The sequence below is a fragment of the Microbacterium sp. MPKO10 genome (assembly GCF_026107415.2).
Lineage (GTDB): Bacteria > Actinomycetota > Actinomycetes > Actinomycetales > Microbacteriaceae > Paramicrobacterium.
In genome coordinates, this window is record NZ_JAPCHX010000001.1 from 639,366 (window position 1) to 660,653 (window position 21,288).

Consider the following 21,288-nt stretch of genomic DNA (forward strand, 5'->3'; position numbering starts at 1 on the left):
GTTGACTGGATGCCCGACGAACAACGTTTCCCGTGGGTCGGCCTTCTCACCCTCGCCGGAGCGATCTTCGTCTCGGTCACCAGTGAGTTCCTGCCCACCGGTCTGCTGCCAGACATGGCTCGCGACCTCGACGTCAGCCTGTCGACGGCGGGGCTTCTCGTAACCGTGTTCGCGGGCACCGTCGTCATCGCGACGACCCCGCTCGCGGCAATGACGCGCAACGTGTCCCGCAAGGTGATCGTCGTGGCCGTTCTGCTGGTCATCGCGCTGGCGAACGTTCTTGCGGCGATCGCGCCGACGTACGAGCTGCTCGTCGGCGCGCGGATTCTCGGCGGGCTTGCGCACGGTCTGTTCTGGGCGGTCGTCGCCGCGTACTCGGCGCACCTCGTTCCGCCGCATCAGCTCGGCAAGGCCGTGGCGATCACGTCGGGCGGAGGTTCAGCCGCGTTCGTCCTCGGCGTCCCCGTGGGCACGGCACTTGGGCATGTGCTGGGCTGGCGTGCGGCGTTCCTGATCATCGGCGGCATCGTCGTGGTGCTCACACTCGTGGTGATCAAATACCTGCCCGCCGTGCAGCACCAGGTTCCGCTGCGCACGGGAGAGATCGCCATCCCCGCTCGACGCGATCGGAGCCTTCCCGGTGTGATCATCGTGTGCGCGGTGATTCTGCTCGTACTCACAGCACACAACACCTTCTACACGTACATCACGCCGTGGCTCGTCGAACAGGCAGGATTCCCGCCCGATAACGTCGCCTTTCTGCTCTTCCTCTTCGGCGGCGCCGGTGCCGTCGGTCTCGTCATCGCGGGTTTCACAACCGACCGCTTCCCCAAGCGCGGCTTCGCCATCGCCGTGCTCGCGCTCATGGCGGCCATCACCGTGCTTGCGCTGCTGACCATGAACCAGACAGTCGTGACGGCAGCCTTCGTCGTGTGGGGCGTCACGTTCGGGGGCATCCCGGCCATGCTCCAGACCCGGATGCTGCACACGGCGTCGTTCCGCCTGCGCGACCTCGCCGCCGCCTTGCAGACCACCGCGTTCAACGTCGGCATCGGCGGCGGGGCTCTCCTCGGCGCTGTCGTCCTCGACGCCACAAGCCTCAGCACACTGCCGTTCGCGGCGATCGCGCTTTTCGCCATCGGCCTCGTGCTCAGCGTCTCGACCGATGCGCTGCGTGCTGCCCGCGCCCGCCGCTCCATGCTCTGACGCTCCGCGGCCCCGCTCCAGCGCCGGCAGGCCGCGCGCCCCACGCGGCCCGTCGCTGTGCACGTTGCGCCGCTCGGGTGGATACTTGAGGCAGCAGACACCGTCGTCAGCCTGGAGCCCTATGCCACCCGAACATTCCGCCCTGCATGCCCTCGGCAGGCACACACCGCCGTCACACAGACGCGATGACGCCCGAGGCCGCAGAGGCAGAGGCAGAGGCAGAGGGAGACAATGATTCCGGATGCTGCCGCCCACCCTCACGCCGAACCGACGACGCGCGTCGGCATCGGCTGGCTTCTCTCGTTCGCCCTCGCCTGGTTCGGATTCTGGCTGCTCATCGTTCTGCCCGGCCAATTCATGGTTCTGAAGCTCGCGAGCGTTCTCGACCCGGTGGGCAAGGTCGCGTCGAGTTCGTTCATGATCGCCGAGATGTCCCTCGTCATCGTGGCATCCGTCCCGTTCATTGGCGTCGCCTGCGACCGCACCCGCACACGTTTCGGTCGCCGCCGCACATGGATTCTCGGCGGCTTCATCACCGCGACCGTGCCCTTCGCGTTTGTCGGCTCACAAGCATCCTGGCCCCTCGCGGCCCTGCTGCTCGGCGTTGTCTCGCTCGGGCAGGCCGCCGTGCTCGTCGCCCTGTCGGCGGTGATTGCCGACCAGGTTCCGCGCGAGCAGCGCGGCCGTGCGTCGGCAGCCATGGGCGTTCCTCAGGTCATCGCGCTGGCGGGGGGCATGGTGATTGTGACGATGCTGGTCACCGACGTGGCGCAGAGCTGGTTCGTCATCGCCGTCCTCGCCCTCGCGTCCAGCGCGCCGTTCCTCATCATGCTGCGCGACACCGAGCCCGGCCCGCTTCCCCCGCGACCCCGATTCCGGATGCTGCGACGCAGCGACCTGCACGGGTACCACGACTTCTCGTGGGCCATGCTCTCGCGTGTGCTGATCAACGCTGGCAACCTCACGGGCACGACGTACCTGTTGTACTTCCTCGCCGATGTGCTGCACGCGCCGAACCCCGACGAGGCGCTCACGACACTGATCTTCGTCTATCTCGGCGCGTGCGCGGCGGCGTCGTGGCTGAGTGGCATCCTGTCTGATAAATGGCAGATGCGCCGGCATTTCGTGGCCGCCTCTGCGGCACTGCAGGCGGCGGCCGCGCTGTGCCTCGCGTTCGTTCCCACGTGGGAGAGCTCCATGGTCGCGGCTGTGCTGCTGGGTTTCGGCTTCGGCACCTTCCTCGCGGTCGACCAGGCGCTGATCACCGACGTGCTGCCCCGACCCGAGTCCCGCGCCCGCGATCTCGGCATCATCAACTCGGCGCAGTATCTGCCGATCGCTCCGGTCGTGGGCTGGCTGGTGCTGGGCATCGCCGGATACACGGAGCTCTACGCGGTCACGGCGGCGATCATCGTCGCGGGCGGCATCGTCGTGTACCGCATCCGCTCCGTGCGCTGACTTCGCTGCACCGGCTTCGACACGCTGACGTTACTGCACTGGTATCGCTGCACCCACGTCTCCACACCGTCTTCACGGCGCTGATTTCGCTACACCGACGTCACCGCACTAACCTCGACGCACTGGTTTCGCCGCACCAACGTCGCCATGCGCACGTGACCCACCTCTCCCGTTGCCAGAATCACCCCCGCAGGCACTGCCGACCCACCTCCCCGTCGCCGGCAGCAACCGCCTCAATTGGGACCCAACTTTTGCTATCAACTCGGGCATTTCCATGAGCAAAGTTGGTCTCCAATTGCGACACACGGTGCCGTACACTCGGCGCATGACCGTCATCGATGACCAGGGGCGCCCGGAACCGCCGATTGCCGCAACAGAACTCGACACGCTCGTGGGCTTCCTCGAGTACCAGCGCGCCACATTCGAATGGAAGTGCTCCGGGCTCGACGCCGCGGAGCTGAACGCCACGACGGCATCCTCGTCGATGACTCTCGGCGGCATGATGAAGCACCTCGCCCTCGTCGAGGATTCCTGGTTCTCTGAGGTGCTTCTCGGCAACGAGCCCGGCGCCGAGTGGCGCAACGTTGACTGGAACGATGATTACGACTGGGAATGGCACTCGGCAGCGGATGACAGCCCCGAGCGACTGCGACAAGTGTGGGCGGATGCTGTCACGCACTCGCGCGCCTGCGTGGCCACGGCGCTGGAGCGCGATGGTCTCGACACACACGCGGCACGAGGTCAGCGCGACGGCTCGCATGTGACGCTGCGCTGGATTCTCGTGCACATGATCGAAGAGTACGCGCGCCACAACGGCCACGCCGACCTGCTGCGTGAGGCGATCGACGGCGAGACGGGCGAGTAGCGGTCTGAGGCTGCCCCTCTTAGCGCAAAGGGCCTCATCCGTACAGTGAGATTTCACGAAATGCCCCTTCCAACGGCGGAGAGAGGGGCCGATCGTGACATCTCACTTCCCCGAGGTCGTTGTTCTCACGTCACGAGGTCGCGGTACCTCACGTCGTGACCGAGTCGTGGTCGACGCGGGCTGCTCGTAAAAGTGCGGTGGAAGTGCGGCTACTCTGCGACGACGCCACGGAACGCCAGCGACGAAGGAGGCTCGACTGCCCAGCAACGACGCCACGGAGCGCCAGCGCGGCGACAGCGAGACGCGGCGGGAGCTCGACGTGTCAGCAGCAGCGGCTCGAAACGTCAGCGGCAGCAGCTCAACGCATCCGCGAGAACTGCAGCGGCGCCGATAGGCTGAAACGGTGGTGCGCGCATGACAGTCCTCGACGCAACGGGCGTCTCGGTGACGACGAGCGGCCATGTGCTTCTCGACTCGGTCGACATCCGCGCCAGCTCCGGCGAGTGCGTCGCCGTCCGCGGCGCAAACGGCTCCGGCAAGACAACACTGCTCCGTGTGCTCTGCGGGCTCCTCGCGCCCTCAACCGGACGCGTGCTTCTGGACGGAGTGCCGCTCAGCGACCGTCGCGCGGAACACCGCGCAGAGCTCTCCGCCCTCGTCGGTTCACCCGCGGCATACCCGGACATGACCGTCATCGAACACCTGGAGCTGATCTGCGCCAGCTGGAAGGTCCCGGTCGACGAGGCCGAACGGCGCATCACCAGCATCCTCGACGAGCTTGAACTGGGCCTTCTGCGCGATCGGTTCCCGGGCGAGCTGTCGTCGGGGCAGCTTCAGCTCTTCAGTCTCGCGCAAGTGCTGGTGCGACCCTTTTCGGTGCTGGTCATCGACGAACCGGAGCAACGTCTCGACGCCCACCGGCTCGCCCTCGTCGCGGACGCCATCACGGGGGTGCGGGAGTCCGGCGCCGCGATCATCCTGGCAACGCACAGCGACGACCTCGTGAGCACCGCGTGCACGCGTGAGATCTCGCTCGACGACGCGCGCTGACATGAGTGCCGCCTCCCCGTCGTTTGCGCGCGTCCGGCGCACACTTTTGGCGCGTGGCGCGGCACGGGAACCGCGCGATGTCGCCCTCACCGTGTACTCGGTGGGGCTCGGCGCGCTCGTCGCCATGGTTCCGATCATTCGCACGCTGGTGCTGACGCTCGCGGCGCCCGGGCCCGCCGCCGTGCTCACTGCCCCGTATGTTCGGGCACTCATCACCACTGGATGTCTGCTCGTGCTTCTGATCGTCACCGCACTCGGCGGCGTTCGCGGTGCCGTGGTGCCCGCGCCGCCCTACGTCCAGTTCGTCGTCGGCGGCGCGTACCCGCGCTCGATCACGCTGCGGCGCAGCATGCTGAGTGTGCACGCCGTGTCAGTCACGGTCAGCGTTGTGTCCGCGCTCATCATGTGCGCGGCCGTGTCTACCGCGGGCAGCCGGATCACCGCCGTCACCGTGACATCGTCCGTGGCAATGGCCGTCGCGTTTGGTGCCGTTCTCGCTACCGCCTGGCTTGCCGGGCAGGTGTTCCGCATCGTCAGGACAAGCAGCGCCGTCGCCGTGCTTCTGCTCGCGGTCGCAGGCACTGTCACCGTGACAGGCGGATACACGGATGCTGTCGCGAAAATCGCTGCGTCAACAGCATCCGCTCTGGCATGGCCGGCATCGGCGAGCGCGGTCACCGCGACGATCGTCGTCTGCGTGGTGTCCGCTTTCGTGGCGATCGTCGCATCATCGGCGATGCTCGACCGTGTGCGCCGAACAGAGCTCATGCGGCAGGCCGTCGTCTGGAGGGCAGCGGGCACGCTCGCGCTCACCGCCGACATGCGGGGGACCGTCGACAGCATCCGCCAACCGGCGCGGCACAGACCGGCACACGTGCGGTGGGCGACGCGCTCGGTGGCGCTGCGAATTCTCGTGCGCGATGTCGGCGGTGTGCTGCGGCATCCGGTGCGCACTCTGGTCGGCGCGGCGTCTGCCCTTGCAGCCGGTGCACTGGTGCCCGCGATGCTCGGTGCGAGTGCGAACGGCGCCGCCCTGGCCGGGGCCGTAAGCGCCCTGCTCGCGTACGCCGCGGCTGGAGCATGGAGCGACGGGCTGCGCTCCCATGCGGACAACATCGGGGCTCCGACGCTCTTTGGCTTTCGTGCCGGAACCGGCATCCTGATGCACGTCGTGACTCCGCTGCTCGCCATGATCCTGCTGTTGCTCGCCGGCGTCGCGCTTGTCACCGTGCCCGCGGCGGGCGGCAGTCCTGCTGCTCCCCCGCCCGAGGACGCATCGTTGTGGACCGCCGCACTCGCGCTCGGGGTTCTCGCGTGTGCGCTGCGCGCGCATGGGGCGGTGAAGGGTCCGATGCCTCTGCGGCTGCTTGCGCCCATCAGCACACCGGCTGGCGACGCGTCCATTCTGGTCATCACCGCGTGGGCGCTCGACGGGCCCGTGCTCGCGATCATCGCCGGCCTGGTGCTGGTCATGGCTGTGCCAGGCGGCGTTCTTCCCGTTCTCGGCGCGACGGTCGTCATGCTGGCGATCCTCGCCCCGTGGGCGTGGCTGCGGCTCCGCGACCGCCGGTCGCGCTAAGCAGGTCGTCGGGCGAAGTGCGCTGCGAGGCAGTCGTGCGCGAAACCGGGCGGTAGCCACGCGATCGCTCTGCCCGTGAGAAGCAGCTGACGGCGACGCCGTTAGGCCGAAACTGGGGGCGTCGCCCCATCGCCGCGCGAGTGAAACTGCGCCTCCTTTGCTGTTTCTGTACTTTGCGGTCTTGCTGTAACCCCGCGGCAGACAGGAAGACCGCAAAGTTCAGATTTCGCACCATGCGTCAAGAAACTTTCTGCGCGATGTCGATTTACGGCTCCACCATTCGACGTCATAGTAGGAGGACATATTCGGTGTCCTCATAATGAAGGAGAGAACCGTGAAATACATGCTGATCATGCGCACCACCGATGACGCTGCAATCCACGAGGACGAGCAGACGAACTTCGAAGAAGTCATCAACGCCATGGGGCGCTACAACGAATCGATGATGAAGGCCGGCGTGCTGCTCGCTGGTGAAGGACTCAGCGATGCGGCCGAGGGCTTCGTGGTCGACTTCAATGCCGAAGCACCCATCGTCACGGACGGCCCCTACGGCGAGACCCACGAACTCTTCAACGGGTTCTGGATCCTCGAGGTTGCGAGCAAGGACGAGGCCGCGGAGTGGGCGCGCCGCGCTCCGCTCGGCCGCGGAAGCAAGCTCGAAGTGCGTCGCGTCACCGACGAGAGCGACTTCGAAGACTTCGCCGACAACGAGTTCGTGCAGAAAGAGAAGGGCTGGCGCAATGAGCAGGAGCAGCGCGCGGAGCAGTCATAAGAGTGCGCGATGGCAACGCCGAGAACGCCACGTGCGCTCTGCCACGTGGGCGTAGATCCCTCGTGGCAGCGAGGCGCGGAGCGCTGACGACTGCGCCGCGTCACGCGACAGCATCCTGTGAGCATCTCGCATGACGACGATACAGAGCACGCTCGACGTCACCTGGCGAATCGAGGGAGCGCGCATCATCGCGACGCTCGCCCGGTTCACCGGTGACGTCGGGCTCGCCGAAGATCTCGCTAACGACGCGAGCATCGAGGCACTACAGGCATGGCCGGATGCTGGTGTGCCACGCAATCCGGCGGCGTGGCTGACCGCTGTCGCGAAGCGCCGCGCGATCGACGCGTGGCGGCGCGAGGCCCGGCTCAACGAGCGGTACGCCGCGCTGGCGCACGAGCTCGACGAGCAGCATCCGGACGCCGACGGAATCGTCTGGGAACCCGTGGACGACGACGTGTTGCGCCTGGTGTTCATCGCGTGCCACCCGGTGCTGTCGCGCGAATCGCAGGTGGCGCTGACGTTGCGCGTCGTGGGCGGCCTCACCACGACAGAGATCGGGCGGATGCTGCTCGTCCCCGTCCCGACGGTGCAGGCGCGCGTCACCCGGGCGAAGCGCACGCTCGCTGAAGCACGCATCCCGTTTGAGAACCCCGACTCGGGCGAGTTGAAGGCGCGACTCGGTGGCGTGCTGAGCGTCGTCTACCTGGTCTTCACCGAGGGGTATGCCGCAACGCAGGGCGACACGTGGATGCGGCCGGACCTCGCCCGTGAGGCGCTGCGGCTCGGGCGCATCCTCACGGGTCTCATGCCGCGGGAAGCCGAGGCTTTCGCCCTTCTCGCCCTCATGGAGTTTCAGGCCTCACGATTCAACGCTCGAGTGGATGCTGCTGGGAAGCCCGTACTGCTTGCGGACCAGGATCGCGCGCGCTGGGATCACGCGCAGATCCGCCGAGGAAGTGCTGCTCTGGCGAAGGCTGATGCTTTGGGGCGTGGTCGAGGCGCATATGCCCTGCAGGCGGCGATCGCCGAGTGTCACGCTGTTGCGCCAAGCGTCGAGGCCACCGACTGGGAGCGCATCGTCGTTCTGTATGAAGCGCTCGGACGGCTGGCGCCGAACCCGATCGTCGACCTTAATCGAGCCGTGGCCGTGTCGAAGGCGACCGGCCCGGCGTCGGGGTTACGCATCGTCGATACTCTCGTGGCAAACGGGGCTCTGGCGCAGTCGCATCTGCTGCCGAGCGTGCGCGGCGAACTGCTGCTGCAGCTGGGCAGACACGACGAGGCGCGGGCAGAACTCGAGCGCGCCGCTACGCTGGCGGGCAACGCGCGCGAGACCGAAGTGCTGCGCGCAAAGGCGCATAGCGTCTGCCGGGCGCGCTCGTGAGGCGACGCTCATGGGCCAGAACGCCAGCGCTCGTCGTTCAGAGGTCGAAGTTTGCTCTAAAACTGCGCTCTTAGAGCAAACTTCGCCCAACGAACGCGCAGAGCCCTGCCCGACGCAACGCAGATCGCAGCGCTGCGCAGGCGAGCAGAGCTCCGGGCGAGGTGCTAGATCACGCCGTCCGAGAGCGTGCTCGGCGTTCCGAAACGGTGCGCCGTGATCGATACAGCCTGCTCGTGCAGCAACTGCGTCCGGATCAATCAGCCAGGCTGACGCTACTCCACAGTGCGTTGATAAATTTATCAAAACTGCAACTCTCGTCGACGAGAGAGCAAGCCTGTTGCGCCGGCCCCACCTCACAGCGCTTGGACTCGACGCGCGGCATCATCCAGCGCGGAAAGCCATACACATTCCGTCACCGAGCCGTCGAGGCGTACCTCACGAGCGACTGGCCTGACATCCGCTCAGGCTAACGGCGACTCTGCGCCATAGAAATGAGGTATACCCAGGCAACCGAGCATGGCACGTCCCCCAGCCACCGAGCGGACGTGAGATGAGTGTGACGCGCCTACTATGTGAGAACGCTATTCTCATTGCTCACGACGATATTCGACGAGTGTGACCACATCGCGGTAGAGAGGCAGAGGTGGTCTTCGATGACACGACGACGCTATGAAATCGTCAGCGCAGCTGAACTGGGGCTTCCCGCGCCCGAAGAGCGCCACGCAAAGCGGCATTCGCTTCGCGCTCGCCTGGCTCTCATGGGAGGTGCCGTGATTGCCGTCGTCGTTCTGGTGTGGGGCGGCGGCTTCGTCTTTCGGTTCGTGACCTTCCCACCCTTCGAATCGGGGCGCTGCTTCGTCCTCTGGCCGACGTGGTGCATATCGCTATCCGAGACGTGGATTGAGGACACGGCCGATGTGCAGCTACCTCCGGGGTCGAGGATTGTGGAATCCGGCTCCTCGGAGAACTTCTTCGGCAGCGGCATGTCTGCGCTCGTCAGGCTCCCGTCAGACGCCGAGGTCGAGCTGGGTTCTGGATACACCCAGTGCCAGTACGCCTCAACAACCTGCCTGTCAGACGAAGAACAAGAGTATTTCGAATCACGCGACCTCACCCGGGACCACAGCTTCACCGACAAAGACGGCCAGAACTCAGGCACGTTCGTCAGTTTTGGTCATGACGACGAGGGCGCAGTGTGGGTGTACATACGGGCACACCACGAAGCATGAACGGTCGTCTTCCGAATGGACGCAGCACGGATGACGCTATCGAGGCCGAGATGCTGCGCGCAAAGGCGCATAGTGTCTGCCAGGCGCACTCGTGAGGCGACGCTCATCGGCCAGAACGCCAGCGTTCGTCGTTCAGAGGGCGAAGTTTGCTCTAAAACTGCGCTCTTAGAGCAAACTTCGTCACACGAACTGGCGGAGAGCCCAGAAAGGCGCTGCGGGACCCGAGAAAAGGGAGAAACTCGGGTCCCGCAGCGCTCTTCGGAAGGAGTGCTAGATGACGCCCTCGGAGAGGGTGCTCGGCGTTCCGAAACGGTGCGCCGTGATCGATACAGCCTGCTCGTGCAGGTGGGGAAGCATCTCGACACGACCGGCAGAGACGACCTCGCCCCCGTAGACGGCGATGTCCGGCTTGCCGTTCGCCGCCTCGAAGACGGCGGCAACCTCGGCATCCCGCGAGGCACCGGCGACAACGCGAATGCGGGCGCTGGCCGACGGGCCCTCCTGCGCAGCAAGCCCCGCCACGCGTGAGCGCCATGCGGCGTCGTCTTCGAAGTGGATCGGCACACCGGCGGCACGCACCGCGTTCATGATCTGCTCGGGCAGAGCGATCGGCGTGCTCACCGTCGGCGTCGCCCCAGCCGCGAGCCCCGCAGCGACAACACGCACCACATGGTGCAGCGGGGCGTCGACCGCCACACGAATCGTCACGGGGACCGGGCGATACCGCAGCATATTGCGCTCGACGCCGAGCTGCGAGGCATCCCGGGCGATGCCGAACTCCTCGCTCCACGCGCGCGCATCGCTGCCAAGAGCCGCCGTGAGCCACGCGAGCTCGCCGCCGTTAAGACCGGCGCGCTCGGCGGCGTTCAGCAGAGCGGCGGCCGACGCACGCGGCGAGACCGCGGGCTGCGTGGGCGCGGCATCCGACCAGTCAACGAGTCCGTGCAGGTAGTTCGGGCCGCCCGCCTTGGTGCCGGCTCCGATCGCTGATTTCTTCCACCCGCCGAACGACTGACGGCGCACGATCGCGCCCGTGATACCGCGGTTCGCGTAGAGGTTTCCGGCCTGGACGCGGTCGAGCCACGTCGCGAGCTCGTCGCTGTCGAGCGAGTGCAGACCGGTCGTCAGGCCGTACTCGATGTCATTGACGATGTCGATCGCCTCTTCGAGCGTGTCAGCGGTCATGATGCCGAGGATCGGCCCGAAGTACTCGGTGAGGTGGTACTCGGATCCGCGCTTCACGCCGTCGCGCACGCCGGGGCTCCACAGCTTGTTCTCACCGTTCTTGTCGAGCGCGAGCGGGCTGTCGCTGGCAAGCGGCTCGGGCTTGATCGCCCAGCTTTCGCCGGGGCCGAGCGTTGTGAGGCCGCGCAGCAGCTTGCCGTCTGGCGCCGCAATCACGGGGCCCATCTGCGTGTCGAGGTGCTCAGGTGTGCCGACCTTCATCGACTGGACGGCATCGAGCAGCTGGCTGCGGAATCGCCGGGACGTCGCGACGGATCCGACGAGAATGACCAAGGATGCCGCTGAGCACTTCTGCCCCGCGTGCCCGAACGCCGACTGCGCGACGTCCTTCGCCGCCAGGTCGAGGTCGGCATTCGGCGTGACGATGATGGCGTTCTTACCGCTCGTCTCCGCGAGAATCGGAAGGTCCTGGCGGAGCTCGCGGAACGTCACTGCCGTGTCATACGAGCCGGTGAGGATCAGCCGGTCGACGCGTTCGTCGGCGACGAGCTTCGAGCCGAGCGAGCGGTCGCCGAACTGCGCAAGCTGCAGCACGTCGCGCGGAACACCGGCCTCCCACAGCGCCTCCACCATGACCGCACCCGTGCGAGCGGAGTTCGATGCGGGCTTGATGATCACTGACGCGCCCGAGGCGAGCGCGGCGAGGGTCCCTCCGGCCGGGATCGCGATCGGGAAGTTCCACGGCGGGATTACCGCGACGAGCTTCTTCGACTGGTGCTTTGCGCCGTCGACCTGCTCAAGCTGCTGCCCGAGCATCGCGTAGTAGTTGGCGAAGTCGATGGCCTCCGAGACCTCAGGGTCGCCCTGATCGAGGGTCTTCCCCGCCTCAGAGCCCGCGACCTCGAGCAGGTCGGCGCGATGCTCTTCGAGCTTCTCGCCTGCGCGGTAGAGAATGCGGGCGCGCTCGTCGGCACCGAGTGCCTGCCAGGCGTCGGCCGCGGCAACACCGCGTTCGATCGCCTCGTTCAGCGTGGCCTCGTCGTTGATGCGGGCTGCTTCGACAGCATCCGTACCCAATTTCGACTCGACCATGCGGTCGGCAATGGCGCGACCCCATTCGCGGTTGCCCTCGAGGTCGGGGTCGGTGTCTGGTGTGTTGTCGAACTCGCCCTTTCGACCTGCGACGATGCGCTCCTCGATGCGAGCCTCTGCGCCGTCGGCGTCGTACGAGCGGCGGTCCTGCTGGCGATTGGGTTTCGGCACGTCAAACGACGCGACGTCGCCATCACCCGTGATCGCCTCGAGGTCGTCGAGCGAGGCCAGGAAGCGCTGTTTCTCGCGCTCGAACAGGGTCTCGCTCTCGTTGAGCTCGAAGACGGCAGACATGAAGTTCTCGTGGCTCGCGCCCTCTTCAAGACGGCGAATCAGGTAGGCGATCGCGACGTCGAACTCCTGCGGGTGTACGACGGGCGTGTAGAGCAGAAGCGATCCGACGTCGCGCTTCACGACCTCGGCCTGCCCCGTGGCCATGCCGAGGAGCATCTCGAAGTCGACGCCGTCTTGCGCGCCGCGGGCCTTCGCCAGCAACCAGGCCAGCGCGACGTCGAACAGGTTGTGACCGGCGACGCCGATGCGCACATTCCGAATGCGCTCGGGGTGCAGCGCGTAATCGAGCACGGCCTTGTAGCTCGTGTCTGAGCCCTGCTTCGTGTCCCACGTCGCCGCGGGCCACCCGTGAATCGCGGCGTCAACGTGCTCCATCGGCAGGTTCGCGCCCTTCACGAGGCGCACCTTGATGGGCGCTCCACCGTCGGCCACGCGCTGCGCAGCCCACTCCTGCAGGTGCATCATCGCGCCGAGAGCATCCGGAAGGTACGCCTGCAGAACGATGCCAGCCTCGAGCTGTTTGAACTCGGGTCGATCCAGGATGCCGGTGAAGACGGCGAGTGTGAGGTCGAGGTCCTTGTACTCCTCCATGTCGAGGTTGATGAACTTCTGCGGGCTGGCGTTCTTCGCCTGTTCGAGAAGCGGAGCGAGGTGATTCTGGATGCGCTCGGCGGCCTCGTCGAACGCCCAGTGGTTGTGCGGGGCGACGGTGGACGACACCTTGATCGACACGTAGTCGACGTCACCTCGGGCCAAGAGCGCCTTGGTTCCGGCGATGCGGCGCTCGGCTTCGTGCTCGCCGAGGATCGCTTCGCCGAGCAGGTTGATGTTGAGGCCGACGTCGTCTTTCTTGATCTTCGCGATCGCGGGCCCGAGCTTGGCATCGCTCGCGTCGATGATGAGGTGGCTGACCATCTCACGCAGCACCTTGCGGGCGATCGGCACCACGACCTGCGGCAGCGGCTTCGCGAACGCCCCGCCGAGCCCGATCGCGGCACGCAAAGGGGCGGGGAGGAACTGCGGGGTGAGCGGAGTCAGTTCGTTCAGCTTCTTCGCGGCTGCACGAAGGTCTTCGGGCCGCACGACGCCGTCAACGAAGCCGACGGTGAACGCGAGGCCGTTCGGGTCGCTCAAAACACCGGCGAGTCTCTCACCTGAGGCGTCTGCCGGGATGTCCGCGGCCTCGCTCAACCACCGCTTCGCGAGTGCGATGGCGTCGTCGGCGAGATCCTGGGGGCGAGTCTGCGGCTGGGTGGCATTCGATGCCGAGGTCTGCGATGTGCTCACGATGTGCCTTTCACGAGCGTGCGAGCAGCAATGCTCGCGGGGGTACGGACGTCAGACTGCCAGTTTCACCCCGCTCAAGTGTGAAGTAAAGCGACGTTTTTTCACCGGTATTCTGAAGCAGACCTGTAGTGTTTATAGTCGGCGCTCGCCACCACCGGTTCCAGCGAAGCAAGTGATCAGGGCACCCACTCCGACGACCAATAGTCGGCATGGATGCTGAGGAGGTCGCCCGCTTGCTCTGCCCGCAGCCAGATCGTTCGCGGGTCCAGCAGGTTTCCACTGATTTTCCCCTGAGGGTCAGTGCCAAGCTGAAGCGCGAGGTCCTTCGGTGTCATGTCTTCCGGCGGCCGCACGTCGAAGATTGACCAGCATCCGGCCGATGCACAATCGGTGCTGACGTTGACGACCTGGCTCCCGTCAGGAAGCGGAATCGACGAGGATGCGGACACGTCACCCTCCGTTGCACCGGCATACAGCCAGAGAACTCTCACCACGTAGAAGAGGATGAGCACGCACGCTGCAATCACCACGGTGAGCAGCCCGCGGCGTGACGTTCGTGTAAGCGTCATAGTTCATTGCCGATAGCAACGGTCATCACAATGGGGCTCACTCAGGCACGGGAGCGGCGAGCAGGCACACGAAATACGGCGCCCCGATGATCACGACGATCCCCATGTCTGGCTGGCGCCGCGTCGTGACAATTGGGGACCAACTTTCGCTATGCCAGACGGCGTTTTAATGAGCAAAGTTGGTCCCCAATTTCCAGTGGGTCAGGCGGCACGGGCAAAGCGCTCACGCGCGGGAGCGCGCGAGCAGATACACGAAGTACGGCGCTCCGATCACCGCGACGATGAGCCCCGCGGGGATCTGGGACGGCGCGATCACCGTGCGGCCCAGCGTGTCGGCGACGACGAGCAGCACGGCACCGAGCATCATGGCGACCGGCGCGACACGAGCATGCCGCCCGCCCACCAGTGCTCGCGCGGCATGCGGAGCGACAAGGCCGACGAAGCCCACGACACCAACGGCCGAGACGCTCAGCGCGGCAAGCACCGCAGCCGTGATCAGCACGCCAAATCGCACGCGCTCGCGCGCGACGCCGACCAGGCGCGGTGTGTCGTCGTCGAGCGAGAGCAGATCGAGTTCCCTCCGCCACACGACGGCCAGCGGGATGGCTGCGACAAGCGCGACACCCACAGGCAATACCTCGGCCCAGCCGCGGCCATACGTCGATCCCGACAGCCACGTGAAGATCGCGGGCGTATCCCACGGGTTCGCGCGCACGAGAATGAAGGTCGTCAGCGCCGTGAACCCGTACCAGAGGCCGATTCCGATCAGCACCAGTCGGTCGGTGTTCATGCCGCCGCGCCATGACAGCGAGTACACGAGCGCGAACGCCAGCAGAGCGCCGCCGATCGCGGCGGCCGTCATGACGACAACGCCGCCGCCCGACACGAGTGTGACGATGATCACCGCGCCCAGCCCGGCACCGCCCGTGATGCCCAGAATGCCCGGCTCGGCGAGCGGGTTGCGGGCGCTGGCCTGCACGAATGTTCCGGCCAGGGCGAGCGCAGCACCCGCGAGGAGCGCCGCGGCAACGCGCGGAGCACGACCGTCCAGTGCGTGCGCGATGACCGGCGCCGCGTCATTCTGCAGCCACAGGGCGATGTCTCCCGTGAGCAGCCATCGTTCACCGGCGAGCAAACCGACAAGAACGCTGCCGACGACGAGCGCCGCAAGAATCACGGCGACGATCACCGTTCGACGGCGACCGTGGATGCTGGTGCGCGCTGCGCGCGGCTGCCGCGTCGGCCCGGAGTCGCGGATGCGGCGCGCAAGCAGCACCAGCACGACCGCGCCAAGCAGCGTCGTCGTCACTCCGGTGGGCACTGAGATGGCAGCATCCGCCCCGATGATCGCGCGCAGCACGGCGTCGGCGACGATCACGATCAGGGCACCGACGAGGCCGGCGGCCGGAATCATCACGACGTGCTTATGCAGAACAGGGACGACGCGTGCAATAAGGCGGGTGATGACGGGCGCGCAGAGACCGACGAACCCGATCGGTCCTGCGAGTGTCACGGCCGTGGCAGTGAGCACGACGGCGATCAGGATGCCGCTTGCCCGCGTCGCGCGAATCGGAACACCGAGAACGGATGCCGCGTCATCGCCGAGACCGAGCAGGTCGAGGCGGCGCGACAGCAGCATCGCCAGCACCGTCGCCACGACAATCACGGGTGCGCAGCGCTGAGCGTTCTCCAGGCCCAGCTGGCTGAGCGAACCGCTGCCCCACGCGAACAGGCTTGTGGTCTCTTCCGCAAAGAGGATCAGCAGGGTTGACGTGCCGGCCTGCAGAGCCAAGGCCGTCGCCGTTCCGGCCAGGATCAGTCGGGTTGTGGAGGCCCCGGCGCCACCCGCGATGCCGAGCACGAGCCCCGCCGCAAGCAGGCCCCCGACGAATGCGACGCCGCCCGACGCCCACAGTGGCACAACGATGCCGAATGCCGCGACGACCGTCACCGCGAAGTACGACCCGGCCGTGACGGCGAGCGTGTCGGGCGACGCGAGCGCGTTGCGGGCGAGGGACTGGAAGAGCGCGCCCGCAACACCGAGCGCGATCCCGACAAGAATCCCCGCGGCGACGCGCGGCAGGCGCGAGCCCAGCAGCACATCGCGAGTGGTGACGCCGCCTGCGTCTGCGGAGCCGCTGCCCGACAGCATCCCGAATAGCTCGCCGATGCCCGTGTTCGACGTGCCCTGCGTCACGTGCCAGGCGGCCGCGAGAACCACGAGAACGGCGAGGCCGACGAGCGCACCCACGGCTCCGAGCCCGCGCGTCAGTGTGAGGACGCGCGACCTGCCGCCCGTCGTCGATGTGACGGGCGGCACGGTGTTGGTGTGCGCCATGCGGTGAAAACCTACGCGGTCAGCAGCTCGACGTAGGCGTCGATCGCCTGCTCAGCGGAGCGCGGCCCGCCGAACGTCCAGATGCCCGCGGGGAACGCATAGGTGTCGCCGCGCTCGACAGCAGGAAGTGACGTCCAGATCTGATTGTCGGCGAGCAGGTCGACGACGCTGTCGGACTCGGGGTCGTCGGTGCCGGTGTAGAACATCATGGCGTCGCCCACCTCGACGAGGCCCTCAACATCGGTCTGCCCCAGGCCGTACGCCGGGTCGACGTCACCGCTCCACACGTTCGTCAACCCCAGCTGCTCGCCCAGCTCGCCGAAGAGCGAACCCTGACCGAACGGACGGATCGCCACGTTGCCGCCCTGCACCCAGCCGTCGAAGTAGACGAAGTCCGTCGTCTCGAGGTCTGCGTCGGCAACAGCATCCTTCGCATCGGCGAGAGCCGTGTCGAACTCGTCGAGAACCACGTCAGCGCGTTCGCTGCGCCCCGTCGCATCGGCGATCAGCGAGAACGTGTCCTTCATCTTCTGAATCGGGTCAGCAGCATCCGCGCCCACGGTCGCCAGCACGGGCACGTCGTACTCTTCAAGCTGCGAGACGATCTCGTCATCGGGCGATGACACCTCGACGATCACCAGATCGGGATCTTCGGCGAAGATTGCGTCGAGGTTGGGCTCCTGACGGGTGCCGACGTCGGCGACGCCCTCGGGGAGCTCCTCTGCGGTGTCCCACGTCGAGTACCCGTCCGCATCAGCCACGGCGACCGGCGTCACACACAGCGAGAGCAGGTCTTCGGTCTGCTGCCACTCGAGAACGGCGACGCGCTCGGCCGGCTTGTCGAGTTTCACCGTGCGGTCGAGGTCATCGGTGAGCGTGACAGCATCCGTCGATGTTGTCGTCTTGTCGTTCTCGCACGACTGCGAAACGGGCGCCCCGCTCTCGCCCTCACCCGAGGCCTCGACCGAGGTGGTCCCGCAGGCAGAGAGTGCGAGGGCAGTCAGGGCCGCAAGAGCGACGGCGGATGCTGTGGATGAGCGTCGTGACATGGATCTGCTTTCGATGGATGGGGAGGGACAGAGAGTGCGGATGCTGTCGAGACAGCGCTTTGGAGCTATGCGGTGCGCGCCAAACAGCGGCGCGGCAGCGATTCAACGCGAACGAGCCCCGAGTCGTCGTCGACGTGGGAGACGATCGGGATGCCGTAGACCTCAGAGAGGACGCCCGCAGAGAACACCTCGGGCGGCGTTCCTTCGACACGAACGCGTCCACCGCTCAGCAGAACGACGTGATCCGCGACGGCCGCTGCATGGTTGAGATCGTGGAGCACGACGCCGACCGCCGTGCCGTGGTCATCGGCGAGCTCGCGCATGAGATCGAGAATCTCGACCTGGTAGCGCAGGTCGAGGTGGTTCGTGGGTTCATCGAGAAGCACCACCCCGGTGTCTTGCGCGAGGCACGTTGCGAGCCAGACGCGCTGCAGCTCCCCGCCGGAGAGCTGATCGACGGCACGGTCGGCCATGAGCTCAGTTCCGGTGAGGCGGAGAGCCTTCTCGATGGCGGCGTGGTCGCTGTCGCTGAGCGCCGCGAAACGACGCCGGTGCGGGTGGCGCCCGTAGGCGACGACGTCGCGGACGCTGAGACCCGACGGGTTGGGCCGCGACTGCGAGAGAAGCGTGACACGGCGGGCGAATTCGCGGGCGCTGAGGGCGGCAGCATCCGTGTGTCCTTGTCCGCCGCGGGCACCCGTGCTGTCGCGGGTGGCTGCGCTGTCGCGAGTGGCTGCGTGACCTTTCGTTCCCTCGGCGTCGCCAGCCAGCGGGGCAGCATCGCGCACGGTGACCGATCCAGTGCTGACCGGATGCAGCCGGGCCATCGATCGCAGGACCGTCGACTTGCCGCTGCCGTTCGGTCCGATGAGCGCCGTGACCGCGCCCGGAGTGATGTCGAGTGAGACATCGTGCACGACAGTGCTGCGCTCGTAGGCGAGGGTCAGGCTGTCTGCGGTCAGCTGGGTGCGATTCACATTAGCCGAGCCTAACCTAACCGCGCCTCAGTCCGCGAGGGGGAAATGTAATTTTTCTGCACCGGGCGACGGTCTTCTCCCGCCCGCGTCGCGACGCGTTCCTGTGATTCTCACCTCACACTCGGCGTCCTGCGCGTATGCTATTCCCGTGAATTCATTGATCTCGACTCCGCCCGATGGGCGTTTGGAGGATGCTGGCGCGCTCTGCGCCGGTACGAGATAGCCCTGCCGCCGCGTCGAGAGACGATTGTGCCTCGCGGCATGCGCCGCACACCTTGCACGTCACACTCTCTGTGCCCTGTGCCCTGTGCCCTGTGCTCTGTGCTCTGTGCTCTGTGCTCTGTGCGGCACCGTGCACTCTGCATGCCGTGAGCCTATTACTCGCCACCCAGAAGTTTCACCGCCACTTTTTGTGTTTCGCTCTCGAATCTTCTGGCGCGAAGAACTAAGAACGGCGCGCTTCCGTGAGGGGAGCGGGGCACGATGCGTCGGACGCGGCATCCGGTTGTACTATCTCGGACTCCCGGGCGATGAGTTCGCCCGCCATCATTAAGGACCACTCATGCTTCCACTGACCGAAAAACAGATCCGCTCAAGCTTTGTCAATGCGACCAAACGCGAACGCACGCAGCTGAGCATCCCCGACCTCGATGCCCAGCCGTGGGAGTCGCTCGACTTTCTCGGCTGGCGCGACACGAAGTTTCCCAAGCTCGGTTACGTCGTCGCGATGGTCGACGACACACCAACGGGCATTCTGCTGAAGCTGGCCGAGGGCCGCACGCTCTCTCGTCCGCAGTGCTCGTGGTGTGAAGATGTGACGCTGCCCAATGACGTCGTCTTCTATGTCGCCAAGCGCGCGGGCGACGCGGGGCGCAAGGGCGACACCGTCGGCACGCTGGCCTGCGCCAACTTCGAGTGCAACGTGAACGCGCGCCGCACACCCGTGAGTGCGTACATCGGGTTCGACGTCGAGGCGGCGAAGCAGCAGCGCATGGACGCCTTGCGCAGCAACATCACGCGATTCGTGGCGGGCGTGCGCGACGGCCGCTGAGCCGCCGCGGTGCTGACGGCGACCGCCGAGCCGCGTCTCGCCTGGCCGCACCTCGTCGCACAGCTCGCCTCGCCGCGCGGCAGAACTCGCTCGCCGCGCGGTACGGTCGGCAGTCCGCAGTCCGGTCGGCAGTCCTAGGTGCCGCCGGCAGCCCTCGGTCCGGACGCCAGCCCTCAGTCCGGACGCCAGTCCGCGATCCCTGTCGCCTGGAGGCCAACCGCTGGTGCGCTACAGAATCGGATCTGCGCTACAGAATTTTCTGTAGCGCAGATCCGAAAGTGGCGCGCACGGGGTGTCGGCTGCACAAAGCGCGGGGCGTGCGGTGCGGAAACGCCACCACCTGTGCTGAAGGCCGGCCCCGCTACCGCGCGTGGCGCAGCGTGGTGAGCGACACAACGATCGCCACGACGATGAGCCCCGCACCCAGCCACGATGTCAGAGATGCCCCACTGCCGAACGCAGTGATGGCCGCATCGCGCAGGGCATCGCCAAGCTCAGCCGGAAGACCATCGGCGACCTTCATGGCTCCGCCGATGGTCTCGGATGCTGCCACAGCATCCACCCCGCTCACACCCTCGGGAATGCTGATGTGGCTGCCGTACGACGCGGTGAGCACAGTGCCCAGCGTTGCAACGCCCAGCACCGAACCGAGTTCGTACGCGGTCTCGGAGAGGCCGGACGCCGCTCCCGCCTTCGCGGCCGGGGCATTGGCGAGGATGAGGTCGTTCGACACCGTCTCGGCCGCACCCACCCCGATGCCCAGGGCGACGACAGCGAGCGCAATGCCCAGCGCGTTGACGCTGCCACCCTGCACGGCGATGCTGCCGTAGCAGAGCACCGAGAACACCAGAGCAACCGCGATGACGATGCTGGGCCGCACCCGCCGAGCGATCGGCACCACCACGAGCCCCGCCGTGATCATGACGGCAAGACCGGGAACAAGCACGAGACCCGCATTCATGGGCGACATTCCCAGCACGAGCTGCAGGTGCTGGGTGATGAAGAAGAGTCCGCCGACGAACGCGATGATGCTGAACAGGTTGATGACGATCGCGCCGGTGAACGCCGAGTTGGTGAAGAGCGACACGTCGAGCATCGGATGCCGCAGCCGCAGCTGGCGGCGCACGAAGAGAGCCCCGAAGACGAGCGCGCCGAGGAACGCCGCGACAGCGAACGCATCGATTCCGGCATCCGCCGCGTGCTTGATCGACCAGACGAACGGCACCATTGTGACAAGCACGAGAAGTGCGCTCAGCAGGTCGATGGGCGAGTCCACGGGGTCGCGCGACTCGCGCACGATGAGCGGAAGGAAGATGAAAAGCGGCAGCAGCACGGGGACGGAGAGCAGGAAGATCGAGCCCCACCAGAAGTGCTCGAGAAGGAAGCCGCCGGCGATCGGGCCCAGCGCGCCACCGCCCGCGAACGCGCTGCCCCAGATGGCAATGGCGAGGCGCCGCTGCTCGCGGTTCACGAAGAGATTGCGCAGCAGCGAGAGTGTCGACGGCATGAGTGTCGCGCCGAACAGGCCGAGCGCAGCACGCGCCGCAATCAGGGCTTCAGCCGATGGCGAGTAGGCGGCGAGAATTGAGACGATGCCGAAGCCGGCTGCCCCGATCAGAAGCAGCTTGCGGCGCCCGACGCGGTCGCCGATGCTTCCCATCGAGACCAGCAGCCCCGCGAGTACGAGTGGATAGACGTCGATGATCCACAGCAGCTGCGTGCCGGTCGGCAGCAGGGCCTCTGAGATCTGCGGCAGGGCGAAGTTGAGAATCGTGTTGTCCACCGAGATCAGCAGAACAGGGAGCATCAGCACGGCAAGGCCGAACCACTCGCGCGCTCCGGCCCGCGGCGTGGTCACTGTCATCTCTGCTGTCGTCATCATTCACCGTCCGATCGACAACTG

Annotated in this window: 15 protein-coding genes; 9 read left to right on the top strand and 6 right to left on the bottom strand. The window is 66.5% G+C overall.

Annotation, left to right across the window (positions count from 1 at the left end; translation table 11 throughout):
* Positions 1-9 precede the first annotated feature (9 nt).
* The 8 genes from OK352_RS03070 to OK352_RS03105 all read left to right on the top strand — a co-directional run bounded on the left by OK352_RS03070 (position 10) and on the right by OK352_RS03105 (position 9,543).
* Positions 10-1,206, top strand: coding sequence for an MFS transporter (locus tag OK352_RS03070; protein ID WP_265139917.1), 1,197 nt, complete (start codon positions 10-12; stop codon positions 1,204-1,206).
* Between the two features lie 231 nt (positions 1,207-1,437).
* Complete coding sequence (locus OK352_RS03075; protein WP_265139918.1) at positions 1,438-2,664, top strand: MFS transporter; 1,227 nt, start codon at positions 1,438-1,440, stop codon at positions 2,662-2,664.
* 325 nt (positions 2,665-2,989) lie between these two features.
* A complete protein-coding gene (locus tag OK352_RS03080; protein WP_265139919.1) occupies positions 2,990-3,529 on the top strand; it encodes a DinB family protein in 540 nt (179 codons plus the stop codon).
* 414 nt (positions 3,530-3,943) lie between these two features.
* Entirely contained in the window at positions 3,944-4,579 is a 636-nt protein-coding gene (locus tag OK352_RS03085; protein WP_265139920.1) for an ABC transporter ATP-binding protein, read from the top strand.
* Positions 4,551-6,158, top strand: a complete 1,608-nt coding sequence (locus tag OK352_RS03090) for a hypothetical protein (RefSeq protein ID WP_265139921.1) — start codon at positions 4,551-4,553, stop codon at positions 6,156-6,158. Before OK352_RS03085 ends, OK352_RS03090 begins: the two co-directional genes overlap by 29 nt.
* A 334-nt stretch (positions 6,159-6,492) precedes the next feature.
* A complete protein-coding gene (locus OK352_RS03095) occupies positions 6,493-6,930 on the top strand; it encodes a YciI family protein (protein WP_265139922.1) in 438 nt (145 codons plus the stop codon).
* A 130-nt stretch (positions 6,931-7,060) separates the two neighbouring features.
* On the top strand, positions 7,061-8,314 hold the full coding sequence (locus OK352_RS03100) for an RNA polymerase sigma factor (protein ID WP_265139923.1): 1,254 nt from the start codon (positions 7,061-7,063) through the stop codon (positions 8,312-8,314).
* A gap of 653 nt (positions 8,315-8,967) precedes the next feature.
* A complete protein-coding gene (locus OK352_RS03105; protein ID WP_265139924.1) occupies positions 8,968-9,543 on the top strand; it encodes a hypothetical protein in 576 nt (191 codons plus the stop codon).
* A gap of 270 nt (positions 9,544-9,813) precedes the next feature.
* Here the strand turns inward: OK352_RS03105 and OK352_RS03110 are convergent, their stop codons facing one another.
* The 5 genes from OK352_RS03110 to OK352_RS03130 all read right to left on the bottom strand — a co-directional run bounded on the left by OK352_RS03110 (position 9,814) and on the right by OK352_RS03130 (position 18,334).
* Entirely contained in the window at positions 9,814-13,401 is a 3,588-nt protein-coding gene (locus OK352_RS03110; RefSeq protein WP_265139925.1) for a proline dehydrogenase family protein, read from the bottom strand.
* A gap of 176 nt (positions 13,402-13,577) precedes the next feature.
* A complete protein-coding gene (locus tag OK352_RS03115) occupies positions 13,578-13,970 on the bottom strand; it encodes a hypothetical protein (RefSeq protein ID WP_265139926.1) in 393 nt (130 codons plus the stop codon).
* A gap of 223 nt (positions 13,971-14,193) precedes the next feature.
* On the bottom strand, positions 14,194-16,308 hold the full coding sequence (locus OK352_RS03120; protein ID WP_265139927.1) for an iron ABC transporter permease: 2,115 nt from the start codon (positions 16,306-16,308) through the stop codon (positions 14,194-14,196).
* 11 nt (positions 16,309-16,319) lie between these two features.
* Positions 16,320-17,357, bottom strand: a complete 1,038-nt coding sequence (locus OK352_RS03125) for an iron-siderophore ABC transporter substrate-binding protein (protein ID WP_265139928.1) — start codon at positions 17,355-17,357, stop codon at positions 16,320-16,322.
* Between the two features lie 65 nt (positions 17,358-17,422).
* Positions 17,423-18,334: an ABC transporter ATP-binding protein gene (locus tag OK352_RS03130; RefSeq protein ID WP_265139929.1), complete on the bottom strand. Its 912-nt coding sequence runs from the start codon at positions 18,332-18,334 to the stop codon at positions 17,423-17,425.
* Between the two features lie 562 nt (positions 18,335-18,896).
* On the opposite strand from OK352_RS03130, the gene OK352_RS03135 reads away from it, so the two are divergent.
* On the top strand, positions 18,897-19,385 hold the full coding sequence (locus OK352_RS03135) for an FBP domain-containing protein (protein ID WP_265139931.1): 489 nt from the start codon (positions 18,897-18,899) through the stop codon (positions 19,383-19,385).
* A 361-nt stretch (positions 19,386-19,746) separates the two neighbouring features.
* Here the strand turns inward: OK352_RS03135 and OK352_RS03140 are convergent, their stop codons facing one another.
* Positions 19,747-21,267, bottom strand: a complete 1,521-nt coding sequence (locus OK352_RS03140; protein ID WP_265139932.1) for an MFS transporter — start codon at positions 21,265-21,267, stop codon at positions 19,747-19,749.
* Between the last annotated feature and the right edge of the window lie 21 nt (positions 21,268-21,288).

Excerpts from the sequence above, each read along its gene's own strand:
- OK352_RS03115 (WP_265139926.1), bottom strand. The coding sequence starts at position 13,970 with ATGACGCTTACACGAACGTCACGCCGCGGGCTGCTCACCGTGGTGATT.
- OK352_RS03120 (WP_265139927.1), bottom strand. The coding sequence starts at position 16,308 with ATGGCGCACACCAACACCGTGCCGCCCGTCACATCGACGACGGGCGGC.
- OK352_RS03070 (WP_265139917.1), top strand. The coding sequence starts at position 10 with ATGCCCGACGAACAACGTTTCCCGTGGGTCGGCCTTCTCACCCTCGCC.
- OK352_RS03085 (WP_265139920.1), top strand. The coding sequence starts at position 3,944 with ATGACAGTCCTCGACGCAACGGGCGTCTCGGTGACGACGAGCGGCCAT.
- OK352_RS03100 (WP_265139923.1), top strand. The coding sequence starts at position 7,061 with ATGACGACGATACAGAGCACGCTCGACGTCACCTGGCGAATCGAGGGA.
- OK352_RS03135 (WP_265139931.1), top strand. The coding sequence starts at position 18,897 with ATGCTTCCACTGACCGAAAAACAGATCCGCTCAAGCTTTGTCAATGCG.
- OK352_RS03075 (WP_265139918.1), top strand. The coding sequence starts at position 1,438 with ATGATTCCGGATGCTGCCGCCCACCCTCACGCCGAACCGACGACGCGC.
- OK352_RS03140 (WP_265139932.1), bottom strand. The coding sequence starts at position 21,267 with ATGATGACGACAGCAGAGATGACAGTGACCACGCCGCGGGCCGGAGCG.
- OK352_RS03125 (WP_265139928.1), bottom strand. The coding sequence starts at position 17,357 with ATGTCACGACGCTCATCCACAGCATCCGCCGTCGCTCTTGCGGCCCTG.
- OK352_RS03105 (WP_265139924.1), top strand. The coding sequence starts at position 8,968 with ATGACACGACGACGCTATGAAATCGTCAGCGCAGCTGAACTGGGGCTT.
- OK352_RS03080 (WP_265139919.1), top strand. The coding sequence starts at position 2,990 with ATGACCGTCATCGATGACCAGGGGCGCCCGGAACCGCCGATTGCCGCA.